This window comes from Streptomyces spororaveus (assembly GCF_016755875.1).
In the GTDB taxonomy this organism is placed as follows: domain Bacteria; phylum Actinomycetota; class Actinomycetes; order Streptomycetales; family Streptomycetaceae; genus Streptomyces; species Streptomyces spororaveus.
The window spans coordinates 1,412,334-1,427,507 of sequence record NZ_BNED01000005.1 but is presented as its reverse complement, the minus strand read 5'-3'; the positions used below and the strand labels follow the sequence as shown (position 1 = coordinate 1,427,507).

Here is a 15,174-nt window from a genome sequence, read left to right as displayed (position 1 = left end):
GGGCCTACGGTCGCTTAAAGCGAATCAATCGCTTTTGTTGTTGGCCGGTCCTCCGCAGACGAAGGAACACGCGCATGCGCACCGCACAGTTCACCGAGCCGGCCCCCTCCGGCGCCGCCCACTGGTCCGTCGGGGACATCACCGTCCACCGGGTCGACGAGGTGCCCCTGCCGCCCGCGACCGGACCGTGGCTGCTCCCGGCCGCCACCCCCGGCGTGGTCGCCGAACACGACTGGCTGCGCCCCGACTTCGCGGACCCGGACGGCGTCCTGTACCTCGACAGCCACAGCTTCGCGCTGGTCGTGGACGGTCTGCGCGTCCTCGTCGACACCGGGATCGGCAACGGCAAGACGAGGGCCAACCCCGCCTGGCACAAGCTCCGTACGGATTACCTCGCACGCCTCGCGGACATCGGGTTCACCCCCGAGAACGTCGATCTGGTGATCCTCACCCATCTGCACACCGACCACGTCGGATGGAACACCCGTGAGGTCGACGGTGCCTGGGTGCCGACCTTCCCGGGCGCGCGCTACCTGACGTCGAGGGCGGAGTACGAGTTCTGGGCCGCCTACGACATGGACGAGGCGCGGCGCGGCATGTTCCGCGACTCCGTCGTGCCCGTCGAGGAGGCGGGCCTGCTCGACCTGGTCGACGTACCGGCCGAGGGGATCGAGGTGGCGGACGGACTGCGCCTGCTGCCCGCACCCGGGCACACCCCCGGGCAGATCGCCGTCGAGGTGAGCAGTGCGGGCGCCCGGGCCCTCGTCACCGGGGACGCCGTCCACCACCCCGTGCAGCTGGCCCGTCCGGAGATCGGCAGCTGCGTCGACATCGACCCCGTGCAGGCGGAGGCCACCCGCCGCGCGCTGCTCGCCCGGCTCGCCGACACCGGCGCCCTGGTCCTCGGTACGCACTTCCCCGCGCCGACCGCCGGTCGCGTGGTCGCGGAGGGGGACGGCTACCGGCTCGCCGCCGCCGTACGGGCCGGCGGCTGAACCCGCCGCGGCGTGCGGGGCGGGTCGCTCAGCGGGGTTCGCGCTCGCCGAAGCCCCGCACGGCCTCGCCCGCGAGCCGGTGCGCGTACGCGTCGGTGAGGCCGGTGGGGCGGAACAGGATGCGGTACATCATCGGTGCCACGACCCGGTCGAGCACCGTCTCCACGTCCGGGGCGTCCTCGCCGCGCTCCGCGGCGCGGCCGAGCACGACGGCGATCTGGTCCGCCGCGTAGGACGAGCACAGCCCCGCGTTGTCGCCGTCGGGATCCCCCAGCAGCGCGTCGCGGATGTACGCACGTCCCGCCGGCGAGGCCATCTCCTCCAGGAACTGCCCGGCCCAGCCCCGCAGGTCCTCCAGCAGGTCGCCGTGGTCCTGCGGCGGAGTGTCCGGGCGCAGGTGCTCGACGGCGACGTCCGAGAGCAGTTCCTGCAGGTCGCCCCAGCGCCGGTAGATCGTCGACGGAGTGACGCCGGCCCGCGCGGCCACCATCGGGATCGTCAGCTCCGGTCGCCCCAGCTCGGCCTGGAGCTCCCGCACGGCGGTGTGGACCGCCTCCTGGACCCGCGCGCTGCGGCCTCCCGGGCGGACCATCGCTTTTCGGCTCATGCGCCCAGCTTAAAGCAAATTTCTTGCATCATGCTCGGCCGTGGGCCGCCGCCCGCCGGCTCGGCGGTGGCGGCCCGAGGAGTCCGCGGGGGCGGGGGCGGGGGCGGGGCGGACGGCCGTGCCGGGGGCTACTTCCCGATGAAGGCGAGAAGGGCGTGGTTGACCTCTTCCCCGTGGGTCCACAGGAGACCGTGCGGGGCGCCCTGGACGGCGACGTATTCGGCGTGCGGGAGGGCCTTGTGGAAGGGCTCCGCGGTGGCCCCGATCGGGAGGATGCGGTCCGCGGTGCCGTGGAGGATCAGGGTGGGAACGTCGATCTTGGGGATGTCGGCCCGGAAGTCGGTGGTCCAGGTGAGGACGGCGGCCCGTGAGGCGTACGCGGAGGCGCCGGCGGCGGTGGCCCAGTTCGCCCGGACGGTCTCCTCGCTGATACGCGTGCCGAGGTTCTCGTCGAGGTTGTAGAAGGCCTGGTAGAAGTCGGTGAAGTAGGCGTAACGGTCCTTCGTGACGGCGGCGAGGATGCCCTCGAAGACGCTGCCGTCGACCCCGGTGGGGTTGTCGTCGGTCTTGAGGAGGTAGGGCTCCAGGCCGGCGAGGAAGGCGGCCTTGGCCACGCGTCCGGAACCGCGGGTGCCGAGGTAGCGGCCGACCTCGCCGGTGCCCATGGAGAAGCCGACGAGGATCGTGTCGGTGAGGTCGAGGGTCTCCATCAGGGTGTGGAGGTCGTCGGTGAAGGTGTCGTAGTCGTAGCCGGTGGTGGGCTGAGACGACTGCCCGAAGCCGCGCCGGTCGTAGGTGATGACGCGGTGGCCGGCGTCGAGCAGGGCGGGCAGCTGCTTCTCCCAGGAGTGTCCGTCCAGCGGGTAGCCGTGGATGAGGACGACGGGCTGCCCGCTGCCGTGGTCCTCGTAGTACAGGTCGATGTCGGTGGTGTTCTCCTGGCCGACGGTGATGAAGGGCATGGTGCCTCCTGTGCGATCTCGGTTCGGTCCGCGGCAGCAGTGTCCCGCCCCAGGGCCCCCGAGCGGCGTCGGAACACGGCCTTCCACCGATACGCGCGCAGGTCGTCCACGGCCCGGGGCTCAGGCGTCCAGGGGACGGACCACCTCGACCCCCTGGTCGCGCAGCACCTCGATCGCGGGGGAGTCCGCGGGGGCGTCCGTCACGACGAGGGCGACGTCCTCCAGGGAGCAGATGCGGCCCAGCGCCGTACGGCCGATCTTGTCCGCGGTCGCGACGAGGATCACGCGCTGGGCCGAGGCGACCGCCGCCCGCTTCACCTGCACGTCGTCGAGGTTGTAGGCGGTGGCGCCCTGGACGGGGTCGACCCCGCAGCAGCCCAGGACGAACGTGTCGAAGCACAGGTCCTTGAAGGTCTGTACGGGCGTGTGGCCGTAGAAGGACAGCTCCTCGGGACGCACCTGCCCGCCGGGCATCACCAGTTGGACGCCGGGGTGCGCGGACAGGGCGAAGGCCGCGTGCAGTGACAGGGGGGCGACCGTGAGCCGGCGGTCCGCCATGGCCCGGGCGACGGCAACGGCCGTCGTGCCCGTGTCCAGCGCGACGGTCTCGCCGTCGGTGAGCAGTTCGACCACGGCGCGCGCGAGCCGCTCCTTGGCCTGCGCTCCCGACATGGCCCGGATCGCGTAGGGGGGCTCGACGCCGCCGGGCAGGCTGCTCACCGCGCCGCCGCGCACGCGGCGCAGGGCTCCCCGGGACTCCAGGACTTCCAGGTCCCGGCGGATGGTCATCTCGGACGCCCCGGTGGCTTGGGCCAGCTCGGCCACCGTCGCGCGGTTCTGCTCAACGAGCAGTCCCACGACGAACTTGTGCCTCTCCATCACGTTCATGTGTCTGCTTTTAGCACATACGGGGGCGCCCGCTCACGTGGATGTGCGTTTCGAACACCTGAAGTGTTGAAACGAACATCCAAGATGTGTAGCGTGCGGGAGCTGGTGTGAACTTCCGCCCTTAATGAACATCGACCGTGTTCATTCGACCGTGACCGACGAGGAGAACCATGACCGCCACCCGCGAGGCCGACCCGCCGGAAGGAGGGAAGCCCCTCCTCACCACCGTCGCGATCGCCGCCTCGTGTCTGGCGTTCGTGGTGATCGGCGCCCTCCAGGCGCTCTACGGCCCCGCCATCCCGGCCCTGCGGGCCGAGTTCGGCATCAGCCCGGCCGTGGCCGGGCTCAGCCTCAGCGCCCACTTCGCCGGCGCCCTGCTCGGAGTGCTGATCTACCACCTCCTGCGGGGCCGCCTGAACAACCGCGTGCTGCTCGGCGGCTCCTACGTGCTGATGGCCGTCGGCGCGGCCGCCTTCGCCTTCTCCGCGGACTGGGCCCTCGCCCTCGTCGGCACGTTCGTCATCGGTCTGGGCTTCGGCGGCATCGACTACGGCCTCAACCAGCTCTTCGCCGTCGGCTTCGGACACCGCAGCACCGCCATGCTCAACCTGCTGAACGGGCACTTCGGCGTCGGCGCGATCGCCGGCCCCGCCCTGATCGGCCGGCTCGGGGCGGACAGCTACCCGGAGATCTTCGTCGGCGCCGGCCTGATCAGCCTGCTGATCCTCGTCACCCTCGGCGGGGTGGCCACCCGGGAGCCCGCCCCCGTCCCCACGGCGGGCGCCCCGGCCGGAGGCGCCCGGGTGCTTCCGGTCATCGGGGCGTTCATCGGCGTCTACGTCCTGCACGTCGCCATCGAGACCGGGGTCGGCGGCTGGGAGCCCACCCACCTCGAAGCCGTCGGATACGGCGCCGCCACCGCCGCGACCGCGACCTCCGCCTACTGGGCCGCCATGACCATCGGCCGGTTCGTCGCCGCGCCGATCAGCCTGCGCCGGCCGGCGCCGTCGATCCTCGTCTTCTGCTGCGCCGGCCTGGCCGGCTTCCTCCTCCTGGCGACGGTCCCGGCCCTCGCCCCGTACGCGTACGTCGGCGTCGGCCTGATGATCGCTCCGATCTTCCCGACCTGCCTGCCCTGGCTGAACCGCGCCGTGCCCGGCGTGGGCGCCGCCGGTGCCTATGTGATCGCCGCCTCGATGATCGGCGGTGTGGCCTTCCCGCCGCTGCTGGGCGCCGTCGTCGACACGGCGGAGGTGTGGACGGTACCGCTGCTGCTGTTCCTGCTCGCCGTCGTCTGCGGCGTACTGAGCCTGTGGCTGCGCCGCAACGCTCCCGACCCGGGGGGCGTGTCCGGCCCCCGCGACTCCCGGCGCACGGACGCCGTCCCCGCTCCCTGAACCCTGGAACGTGAGGTACCGAAAGATGAAAGCCGTCCTCTTCGACCTGTTCGGTGTCATCGCGCGGGTCCAGTCACCCGAGTCCATGGCCGCCTTGGAACGCACGGCCGGCGCCGACCCCGACCGCTTCTGGGCGGCCTACTGGTCGCAGCGGCCCCCGTACGACCGAGGCGAGGTCACCGGGCCCGGCTACTGGCAGGCGGTCTGCGCGCACCTGGGCATCCCGCCGGACCGGAGGCTGACCGAGGAGCTGACCGCCGCCGACCTCGCCGGCTGGGGCGAGATCGACCAGCGCACCGTGGACCTGCTCGGCCACCTCGCCGACCGGGGGATCGTGCTCGGCCTCCTCTCCAACATCCCCGAGGACCTGGCCGCCCGGTTCGAGGCCACCCAGCCGTGGCTGGAGCGGTTCCGGGTCCGCGGCCTCTCCTGCCGGATCGGCAGCGCCAAACCCGAACCCGCCGCCTACGAGTGGTGCATCCGCGAGCTCGGACTGCCGCCCGGGGAGATCCTGTTCGTCGACGACCGGCCCGAGAACGTACGGGCGGCCCGCCGACTCGGCCTCCAGGGACATGTGTTCACCTCGCCCGAAGCGCTGCGACGGTCGCTGGAGGCGGCGTTGACGTGACGCCGCCCGCGCGGCGCCACACCCGGGCGGGTCAGGACCGCTTGCGCAGGAGCTGCACGGCGATGCCGGTGAGGAGGCCACCCGCAGGGACGGCGGCCAGCGCACCGGCGGCGTCGCCCGCGGCCTTGAGGACCTGGGCGAGCATATGGAGGACGGCGCAGGCTCCGGCGGACACGCTGACGACCATGAGCGCCGGGCCGGTCCAGTTCCGCGGAGCGGGTGAACGGGCGGGCGGGTGCGGGGGAGTCGGCGGGTCCGGCGGGGTGTGGTTCGGCGGGTGGACGCGGCGCACAGTGCTCTCCTTGCTGTCCGTGGTGCGGGCGGGCGTGCGGTGCGAGGGCATCGCCGGTACCTCCCCGCGGGCGGGGGCGCCGCCCGCCGGTTCCCCCCGGGACCGGCGGACGGCAGTTCGTGTCGCACGGGTCCGAGCGATGCCGTCAGCTTGCCGACCGGAAGATCACGGAATGTTGAGGAAACCTGGACGTGCAGGTCATGGGGCCGGGAGTATGGCCGAACCGGGGGACTGGGTTCTTGCACGGTCACCCCATGGCGTACTGACGGAGGGACAGACCGGTGGAGATCCGGTTACTGGGGCCGGTACACGCCGAGGCGGCCGGCCAGGACGTCGATCTCGGTCGTCCCCGCCAGCGCTGCGTCTGGGCGGTGCTCGTCTTCGAGGCGAACCGTGTCGTGCCGATCGACACCCTCATCGACCGGGTGTGGGGAGAGGGCCCGCCCGTTTCCGTACGGAACGTCCTCTACGGCTATGTCACTCGGCTACGGGCGGCACTGCGGCGGGCCGACGCGGATTCCGCAGGCGTGCGTCTGGACCGGGCGTCCGGCGGCTACATGCTGCGGGTCCCGGTCGAGCGGGTGGACGTGTACCGCTTCCGCGAGCTCGTCGGCCGGGCCCGCGCGGAGCGGGCCGGCGACGACGAGCAAGCGGCCGGGCAGTGGGAGCGCGCACTGGAGCTGTGGCGCGGTGAACCGCTGGCCGGGCTGACGGGCCCATGGGCGCAGGGGACGCGGGCCAGGCTGGAGAGCGAGCACATCGAGGCATCGCTGCAATACCACGAGGTGCAGCTGCGCAGGGCGCGCCACCGGGAGATCCTCCCGGGGCTGCGCGAGGCGGCGGCCGGCCACCCGCTCGACGAACGGATGGCCGGGCAGCTGCTGACGGCGCTGCACCGCTGCGGGATGCCGGCCGAAGCCCTCCAGCACTACGAACAGCTCCGCAAGCGGCTCGCCGAGGAGCTCGGGGTCGCTCCGGGGCCGGAGCTGCGGACGCTCCACCGGCTCATCCTCCGCAACGACCCGGTGCCGACCGCACCGGCGCGGCCGGCGCCACCGCTGCGCACCGCCCGACCGGGACCCGCGGGCGCCGGGCCGATCCCGGCCGAACTCCCGCACACCGTCGCCGGGTTCACCGGCCGCACCGACGAACTCGCGCGTCTGCACGCACTGCTTCCGTCCGAGGAGGAACCGCGCCGCCGCGCGGCGAACACGGTGGTCGTCTCCGCGATCGGCGGCGCCGCGGGCATCGGCAAGACCGCTCTGGCCGTGCACTGGGCCCATCAGGTGCGTGACCGCTTCCCCGACGGCCAGATCTTCGTGAACCTGCGCGGGTTCGATCACGATCGCCCGCCGCTCCGGCCCCACGAGGCCCTTGAGCTCCTGCTCAGGAGCCTGGGGCTCGCGGCCTCGGAGATCCCGTCGCAGGACGAGGCGCAGGCCCGCGTGTACCGGACCCTGCTGGCCGACCGGCGTGTGCTCGTGGTGCTGGACAACGCGGCCTCGGCGGAGCAGGTCCGGCCGCTGCTCCCGGCCGGCTCCAGCTGCTGCGTCGTCGTCACCAGCCGCAACCGGCTCGGCGACCTCGTGGTCCGCGACGGGGCGCGGTCCCTGCCGTTGGACCTCCTCCTGCCGGCCGAGTCCCGCGCCCTGCTGGGCCAGGCCCTCGGCGCTGCCCGGCTCAGCGCCGAACCCGTCGCGGCCGACGAACTGATCCGGCTCTGCGGCGGCCTTCCGCTGGCGCTGCGCGTGGCCGCCGCACGGCTGGCGGGCGATCCGGGACTGAGCCTGGCCGATCTGGCCGGTGAGATGGCCGAGGGCAACCGGCTGGAGGCACTGGATCCGGAAGGAGCGGACCTCTCGCCCCTGAGGGCCGCCTTCTGTGCCTCGTACCGCGTCCTCACCCACGAGGCGCGCCGCCTGTTCCGCCTGCTGGGCCTGTTCCCCGGGTCGGATTTCAGCACCGAGGCCGCGGCAGCCCTCATGGGCTCACCTCTGAAGCAGGCCCGGCGCATGCTCGGCGCCCTGGCCGCCGCCCATCTGATCGAATCCGGGACGGCGGGCCGATACCGCTTCCACGATCTCCTGAGTGAGTACGCACAGGAGCGCGCACGGGCGGAGGAGTCCGCGGCGGATCGTGACGCCGCGCTGGAACGGCTCCTGATCTGGTACGTGCACGCCGCCCGTGCGGCCTCGGGAACCTGGCTCTTCCCCGAACCGGCCGAACCGCTCGGTCACGCCGAGGAACGGCACCTGCCGTCCCCGGCCGGAGCCGCACAGTGGCTGGAGGAGGAGCGCAGGAACCTCCTCGCCGTCGTCCAGCACGCCGTCCGGCACGGTCCCCGTCCGGTGGCCTGGCACCTGACCGCCGCGCTGTTCGGTCACTTCTGGCTCCACCTGCCGCGGGCGACGTGGCAGGCCACCGTCCAGACCGCGCTGGAGGCGGCCACCGCCGAGGGCGACCCGTACGGCGAAGCCGCCATGCACAGCAGCCTCGGCATCATCCAGTGGGACCGGGGGAACGCCCGGCAGGCCCTGTACCACCACGCGCGCGTACGGGACATCAGCCGCGAGCTCGGTTGGGCGACGGGCGAGGCGGCCGGTCTCGGCGGCAGGGGCCTGGTGGAGATGAGCACGGCGCGCCTCGGCGACGCGCACGAGCACTTCACCGCCGGACTCCGGACCGTCCGTGAAGCGGGCAACCTCCACCTCGAAGCGCTGGCGCTGGTCGGCCTCGGGGGGACCTGCCGAGACCTGGGGCGACTGCACGAGGCTGCCGCCCACCTCGAGCAGGCCATCAGCAGGAACGCGCAGATCGGCTGGCGCGACGACAGCCTGGCGCTGCAGAATCTGGGCGGGGTGTACTGGGAGCTGGGGCGGCTGGCCGACGGCCTCCTCGTCCTCGGTCCGGGCACGGCGGACGACGGACGAAGCGGGTACCGCAACGGGCGCGCGATGATGCTCGACGCCGTCGCGAAGATCAATATGGAACTCGGTCACCATCGTGAGGCGCTGGAACAGGCCGAGCGCGCCCTCGCCATGGTCGATGCGGTGGGACGGCGATGGATCCGGGCCGGAGTCATGAACACCGTCGCCGCCGCCCACCGGAAACTGGCACGGTTCGACGCCGCACTCCGGGCCGGAACGCAGGCCCTCGCCCTCGCCGGCGAGGCGCGCAGCAGAAGGACGGAGGCGGACGGCCACCTGGGACTGGCCCTCACCCACCACCTCCTGGGCCAGGACGACGAGGCCCGACGGCACGCCGGGCGGGCACTGGCCCTGGCGCGCGAGCACGCCTTCCGCGTCGTGGAGGGCCAGGCCCTGACCGTCCTGTGCGAGCTGGCGGGGTCGGGGCGGGCGGAGTCCGCGGCAGCCGTCCGGCTGGGCCGGGAGGCACTGGCCGTCCACCGGCAGACCGGCCACCGACTCGGCGAAGCCAGAACCCTCGCCGCCCTCAGCCGCTCCCTCCGCGCGCGCGGCGACGCCGCCGCCGGTCCCACGGCCCAGGAGGCACGGAGGATCCTCGCCGGTGTCGGCGTACCGGAGAACTCGTACGACGATCTCGTCCGCCCCTGAGCCGGGACCGCCCCGCGCTCAGCTCGCGACGGCCGTGGGCCAGTTGCGGTTGACGGTCTCGCGCGCCTTCTCCCGCTGCGCCTCGGTCGGGAACTCCGGTGTGCCCTCGACCGTCGGCAGATTCTCCGCGGCAGCCTTGTCGAGGGTGCCGTCCGCCGCCATGGCGTCCATGAGGACGGGGCGTGCGTAGGCGCCGAGCCGGAGGTTCTGGCCCTCCGGGCTGAAGAGGTACTCCTGCCACAGACGGGCCGCCGCGGGGTGCGGGGCGTCCTTGTTCACCCCGTTCGCGTAGTACTCGGCGAAGCTGCCGTCGAAGGGGATGGCGGTCCGCCAGTCGACGTCCGCGCCCTTCTCGCGGAACTGGTCGGCGTATCCGAGGTTGAGGAAGTCCCAGTCGATGCTGATCGGGGTCTGGCCCTTCGCGATCGTGTCCGGCGAGGATTCGACCGGGTTGAAATTGCCGTTCTTGCTGAGCTCGGCGAAGAAGTCGATCCCGGGCTGGATGTCGTCGAAGGACCCGCCGTTCGCCAGGGCCGCCGCGTACACGCCGGCGAAGGCGGAGCCGGACCTGGTGGGGTCGCCGTTGAGCGAGACCTGGCCCTTGTACTCGGGCTTGCGCAGGTCGGCGAAGGTCGAGGGGCAGGTCTTCACCCGCTTGGCGTCACAGCCGATCGAGATGTAGCCGCCGTAGTTGTTGTACCAGCGCGCGTGCTTGTCCTTCTGTTCCTCGGGGATCCGGTCGAACGCGGCGACCTCGTACGGAGCGAGCAGGCCCTGCCGGGCCGCCGACTGCGCGAACGAGCCGCCCACGTCGATCACGTCGGGGGCGCGGCCGTCCCGCCGGCGCTCCTTCAGGGCGTTGATCTCGTCCTGGCTGGTACCTTCCGGGTTCTCCACGTTGACCTTGATCCCGTACTTCTTCTCGAAGCCGTCGATCAGCGCGCCGTAGTTAGCCCAGTCGCGCGGGAGCGCGATCGTGTTGAGCGAGCCCTCCTTCTTCGCCGCCGCGGTCAGTGCCCCCATGCCCCCGGCGTCCGCGGCCGAGGTGGCCACCGCGGGTGTCCTGGGCTCGGCGACGGGCTCGTTCCCGCAGGCGCCGAGGGGCGCCGTCGTGAGGGCCAGGAAGGCGGCGACGAGGGCTGTCCGGAGACGGGGTGCGGGCACAAAGGCTCCATAACGGGCGGTCGCGTACCGATCGATGCCAGCGTACGTTCGTCGGCCTCGGCGGCGCAGTCCCGCGAGGCTGGTGTCCGCCCTCTTCCCCGCGGCTGCCGTAGCGGCGCGTCCTCAGAACCCCTCGTCGTCCCACGCGGCCAGCAGCGCCTCCCCGAGATCCATCGAGGCCGGCGCGGCCCCGTCGTGAAGCGCCTGCTCGCTCCAGATGATCTTCCCGCGGGCGGTGTACCGGGTGCCCCAGCGCTCGGCGAACTGCGCGACGAGGAACAGGCCGCGGCCGCCCTCGTCGGTGTCCGCGGCCCGGCGCAGGTGCGGGGAGGTGCTGGACCCGTCGGAGACCTCGCAGACCAGACTGCGGTCGTACAGCAGCCTCACCCGGATGGGCTCGCTGCCGTAGCGGACGGCGTTGGTCATCAGCTCGCTGAGGATGAGCTCCGTGGTGAAGGCGATGTCCTCCAGGCCCCACTCCGCCAGCCGGCGGGAACAGGCGTTGCGCACCGGGGACACCGCCGCCGGTTCCGGGGCCAGGTCCCACTCGGCGATCCGCCCCGGATCCAGCCGGCGGGTACGGGCCACCAGCAGCGCGACGTCGTCGCTCGGCCTGGCCGGCAGCAGCGCGTCGATGATCGCGGTGCAGGTTTCCTCCGGGGTGCGGTCGGGCCCGGACAGGGCGGCGCGCAGCGCTGCCAGGCCGGCGTCCGGATCGCGGTCGCGGCCCTCGATCAGCCCGTCGGTGAACAGCGCCAGCCGGGAGCCCTCGGGCAGGGTGAGCGTCACGGTCTCCATGGGCAGCCCCGCGCCCAGCCCCAGCGGCGGGGATACCGGCACCTCCGGGAAGGACACGGTCCCGTCGGGGCCGACCAGAGCGGGGCCCGGATGCCCCGCGGTGGCCGCGGTCACCTGACCCGAGACGGGATCGTAGATGGCGCACAGGCACGTGGCCCCGGTGATCCCCTGCCACTCCTGCTCGTCGGTGTCGATGTGCGCGACCAGCTCGTCCAGGTGGCTCAGGAGTTCGTCCGGCGGCAGGTCGAGAGTGGAGAAGTTGTACACGGCGGTGCGCAGGCGGCCCATGGTGGCGGCGGCGTGCAGCCCGTGCCCGACCACGTCGCCGACCACCAGGGCCACCCGCGTACCGGGCAGCGGGATGACGTCGAACCAGTCACCGCCCACCCCGGCCTGGGCGGCCAGATAGCGGTGCGCGACCTCGACGGCGGACTGCTCCGGTACGCCCCGGGGCAGCAGGCTGCGCTGCAGGGTCACGGCCATGTTGTGCTCGCGGGTGTAGCGGCGGGCGTTGTCGACGGACACCGCCGCCCGGGCGGTCAGCTCCTCGGCGAAGGACACGTCCTCCCCGTCGAACGGCGGGGAGTCCTGCCCCCGCCAGTAGCCGGCCATGCCCAGCACCACGCCCCGGGCCCGCAGGGGCACGACGATCAGGGAGTGGATGCCGCGGTCCAGGATCTGCACGGCGTTGCCCTGGTGCTGGGCCCGCCAGCGGTGGGTGACGCGCAGGTCGGCCTCCAGGACGGCGCGGCCCGCGGCCAGCCCGGCGGCCATCGGGCCGGAGGGCCCGAACCGGATCAGCTCGCCGACGGGTGAGAGCGGATGGTCGCCCTGAAGACCGACGGCGGCGGTACGGCGCATCTCCGTGATCGTCTCGGGAGGTTCCTCGCCGCGCAGCACCGGGTCCAGCAGGTCGACCGTGACCACGTCGGCGAACCGCGGGACCGCCACCTCCGCCAGCTCCTCCGCGGTGCGCTCCACGTTCAGAGTCGTGCCGACCTGCACCCCCGCGTCGTACAGCAGCTTCAGCCGCTCGCGGGCCACCTCGGCCCGCCCGGCGAGCGCCCGCAGCTCGGTGGTGTCCCGCAGGGTGACGACGGTCCCGGCCTTCCCGTAGGGGGCGGTGGGCCGGATGTTCACCGCCAGCAGCCGATCGGCCGACATGTGCAGCTCGTCGGTCGCGGACCGGCCCGACGCGGCCAGCTCGGCGATCGCCTCCTCCAGTCCCAGGTCCGTGACGGGCAGCCCCTCCGCGTCCGCCGGCAGATCGAGCAGCCGCCGCGCCTCGTCGTTGGCGAGCAGCAGCCGTCCACCGCCGCCGATGATCAGTACGCCCTCGCGCACCGCGTGCAGCACCGCGTCGTGGTGCTCGTACATGCTCGTCATCTCGGCCGGCCCCAGGCCGTGGGTCCGGCGCAGCAGGCGGCGGCTCACCAGGGCGGTCCCGCCCGCGGACAGGGCGAGCACCCCGGCCGCGGTACCGAGGACGACCGGCAGCTGCCCGTTCACCATGCTCTGGACGTTCTGGACCGTGACCGGAGAGGAGACGACGGCGATGACCTTGCCCCCGGCGTCCTTGACGGGAACCACGGAGACCACGGACTGCCCCAGGGACCCGGGGAACGTCTCGGTGAAGGACCTGCCGGCCGCGGCCTCGGCGAAGGGGCCGACGACGCGCTTGCCGATCTGCCGCGGGTCGCTGTGGGCGAGGGTGACCCCGTCGAGCGTGTACACGTTGATGCCGTCGACCCCGGCGATCTTCGCGGCGGCCTGGGCGCTCGGCTGGAGCACCGCGCTCGGGTGGGGGCCGCGCACGGCGGAGACGATCCCGGGAGACTCCGCGAACGTCCCGGCGGCGGCGAGGGTACGGTGCCGGGCGTCCAGCATGGCCGAGCTCCGGGCCTGCACCACGAGCGCCAGAACCGCGGCGGCGACGAGCAGGACCACCACGGCCAGCTGGAGCAGGAACACCTCGCCGGCCACGCTCCGCACGCTCAGGAGCGAGGAAAGACGCTGTGGCCGCCGCGCCGCCCGCCTGCGGGACGGGTCGGGCTCCGGGTGGTCCTGTTGCTCCGGTTCCTCCTGGTGCTTCCTGCGGTGTCCTGAGCGGGAACGCCGAGGGGGAGCGGAGGGGCTCGTGGCCGAGCGGAGCAGCCTGCGCCTGAGGTCTCCCAGATAGGTGCTCACCCATCCATCTTCCAACCTCCACGTGCCTTCGGCAGTGTGCGGAGCCGCTCAGGCCGGCCGACACCGCGTCCGCGCGGGCGCCGCCGGGCGGGAGGTCCCGCGGGACCGTCGACCACGCCGTCGGGTGACGGACCGTAGCGGGGCAGGCCCATCACGTGATCCCGGCGCCGACGGCCAGGGGCCGGTGAGGTGGCCGCCCGCGATCTCCCCGGCACCTCCGAAGGCCGCTCGCACCCTGATGCCTTACCGCCCTCGGCGGCGCCTCGTACGCTCCCGTCCGGTCCGCCTCCGCCTCATCCGTCGTCCCAGCGCGAGGCGTGCCGGCGATGGTTCTCCGTGAGGCCGTCCTGGAAGAACCGGTCGTAGTACTCGGATTCGACGTGGTGCGCCTGCAACCAGATGCCGGGCACGTGGATGGCGTCGGTGTGCGCCGGAAACCGCCCGTGGGTCTCGTGGACGTACACGCAGATGTCCCGCGCGCAATCGATCACCTGCCGGTCGTACTCACTGGCCTCGGCGAGGTAGCGCTGCGCGTATCCGTCCTTGTAGATGCGGCCGAAGAGATCCTTGTCCGCATAGACGCCCTCCTCACCGAACTTGGAACGGACGACGGACTCGACCGCTTCGTGCATCGACGGGTAGTTGGGCGGGCAGGCGCCCTTGATGAGGTGCTCCCCGCCGGCCCGCAGCCCCACCGGATGGGCTCGCAGCCCGGCGTACTTCGGCAGCGGCACCTGCCAGCGGAGGATGTCGGCGGGACGGAACCTCGGCGTGGCGAAGTCGAAGCCCAGCATCCGGCCGTAGGTGCGCGAGAACTTCGGGTCGCCCAGCATGATCTGGGGGCTGATCGTCGCGTGGATCCAGGCACCGAGTCCCATCGCGTCCGCGACCAGCATCATGTTCTGCAGCAGCAGGTCGGCCTCGACCTGCGTACGCATGGGCCCCAGGGAACCGAGCGGCAGTTTGACGGAAGGGTTGAGGAAGCCGCTCTTCACCCACTTCCGCACTCCCGCCGGGCGGTAGAAGTTGCGGTCGTCGACGACTGTCGGCCGGGCCCCCTCCGGCTGGGTGAGCAGGTACATCAGCGCATTGATGTACTGATGGGAGAGGTCGACCACCGGCAGGAACAGGGTGGTGCCCGGGAGATTGGACAGGAACCGGTTGGAGTCGAGGTACGCCGGGAAATCGCGCATCCCCGCGGCGACGTCCAGGCGGTGGTCCAGCACGCGTACCTTCGACCGGCGCGCGCGGCCGATCAGGGTGTCGGGGTCGAAGGCGTGGTCCCGGGACGGCGGCAGCTTCCGCAGGTAGTACGTGCCACTGTCGTTGATCATGAAGAAGTGGGTGGCCTGCGCGTTGTCGGGGCTGCCCGCCGTCCGCCCCGTCATGTTCAGGTTCGGCTTGGCCATGATGGGTGTGTGATCGCGCGGGTCCTCGAAGGGCCGGTCGGGCATGGTGAGGCCCGAGGCGCCGGTGAGGGCGATGAGCACGGCCTCCTCCAGCTCGCCCAGGGGCTCCGGCCGGTGCGTGGAGCGGTGGCTCATCGACCCGGCCGGCACGGACGCGCCGCGGCTGACCCGGTGGGTCCGCCGCTTGAAGACCGTCTCCCACAGGGGGCGGGAGAGAAGGGCTTCGAGGCCCCGGTGGCCCGCGGTGCCGGGCGTGGACATGGCGCCTGCCC

The 15,174-nt window shown here is 72.6% G+C and carries 11 protein-coding genes; 4 read left to right on the top strand and 7 right to left on the bottom strand.

Features of this window, described 5'->3' with window-relative positions:
- Positions 1-74 precede the first annotated feature (74 nt).
- Positions 75-995 carry an MBL fold metallo-hydrolase gene (locus tag Sspor_RS09260; protein ID WP_202198607.1) on the top strand — a complete coding sequence of 307 codons (921 nt, stop codon included), beginning with the start codon at positions 75-77 and terminating at the stop codon, positions 993-995.
- 28 nt (positions 996-1,023) lie between these two features.
- Here the strand turns inward: Sspor_RS09260 and Sspor_RS09255 are convergent, their stop codons facing one another.
- From Sspor_RS09255 to Sspor_RS09245, 3 genes are all read right to left on the bottom strand, one after another.
- Positions 1,024-1,602, bottom strand: coding sequence for a TetR/AcrR family transcriptional regulator (locus Sspor_RS09255; protein WP_202198606.1), 579 nt, complete (start codon positions 1,600-1,602; stop codon positions 1,024-1,026).
- 128 nt (positions 1,603-1,730) lie between these two features.
- Positions 1,731-2,564, bottom strand: a complete 834-nt coding sequence (locus tag Sspor_RS09250; protein WP_202198605.1) for an alpha/beta fold hydrolase — start codon at positions 2,562-2,564, stop codon at positions 1,731-1,733.
- Between the two features lie 120 nt (positions 2,565-2,684).
- Complete coding sequence (locus Sspor_RS09245) at positions 2,685-3,452, bottom strand: DeoR/GlpR family DNA-binding transcription regulator (protein WP_202198604.1); 768 nt, start codon at positions 3,450-3,452, stop codon at positions 2,685-2,687.
- A gap of 170 nt (positions 3,453-3,622) precedes the next feature.
- On the opposite strand from Sspor_RS09245, the gene Sspor_RS09240 reads away from it, so the two are divergent.
- Both Sspor_RS09240 and Sspor_RS09235 read left to right on the top strand, forming a co-directional pair.
- The gene (locus Sspor_RS09240; protein WP_202198603.1) at positions 3,623-4,849 is read left to right on the top strand and encodes an MFS transporter; all 1,227 of its coding nucleotides are present in this window, start codon (positions 3,623-3,625) and stop codon (positions 4,847-4,849) included.
- Between the two features lie 25 nt (positions 4,850-4,874).
- Positions 4,875-5,477 carry an HAD family hydrolase gene (locus Sspor_RS09235; RefSeq protein ID WP_202198602.1) on the top strand — a complete coding sequence of 201 codons (603 nt, stop codon included), beginning with the start codon at positions 4,875-4,877 and terminating at the stop codon, positions 5,475-5,477.
- 31 nt (positions 5,478-5,508) lie between these two features.
- Here Sspor_RS09235 and Sspor_RS09230 read toward each other — a convergent pair whose 3' ends face one another.
- Complete coding sequence (locus Sspor_RS09230; RefSeq protein ID WP_202198601.1) at positions 5,509-5,820, bottom strand: hypothetical protein; 312 nt, start codon at positions 5,818-5,820, stop codon at positions 5,509-5,511.
- A 230-nt stretch (positions 5,821-6,050) separates the two neighbouring features.
- Between Sspor_RS09230 and Sspor_RS09225 the strand changes: the two genes are divergently transcribed.
- Positions 6,051-9,344 carry an AfsR/SARP family transcriptional regulator gene (locus Sspor_RS09225; RefSeq protein ID WP_202198600.1) on the top strand — a complete coding sequence of 1,098 codons (3,294 nt, stop codon included), beginning with the start codon at positions 6,051-6,053 and terminating at the stop codon, positions 9,342-9,344.
- An 18-nt stretch (positions 9,345-9,362) separates the two neighbouring features.
- Here Sspor_RS09225 and Sspor_RS09220 read toward each other — a convergent pair whose 3' ends face one another.
- The 3 genes from Sspor_RS09220 to Sspor_RS09210 all read right to left on the bottom strand — a co-directional run bounded on the left by Sspor_RS09220 (position 9,363) and on the right by Sspor_RS09210 (position 15,163).
- Entirely contained in the window at positions 9,363-10,508 is a 1,146-nt protein-coding gene (locus tag Sspor_RS09220; RefSeq protein WP_202198599.1) for an ABC transporter substrate-binding protein, read from the bottom strand.
- Positions 10,509-10,631: 123 nt separating this feature from the next.
- Positions 10,632-13,298, bottom strand: coding sequence for a SpoIIE family protein phosphatase (locus Sspor_RS09215; protein WP_202198598.1), 2,667 nt, complete (start codon positions 13,296-13,298; stop codon positions 10,632-10,634).
- Between the two features lie 488 nt (positions 13,299-13,786).
- Positions 13,787-15,163, bottom strand: a complete 1,377-nt coding sequence (locus tag Sspor_RS09210; RefSeq protein WP_202198597.1) for a hypothetical protein — start codon at positions 15,161-15,163, stop codon at positions 13,787-13,789.
- Positions 15,164-15,174 lie beyond the last annotated feature (11 nt).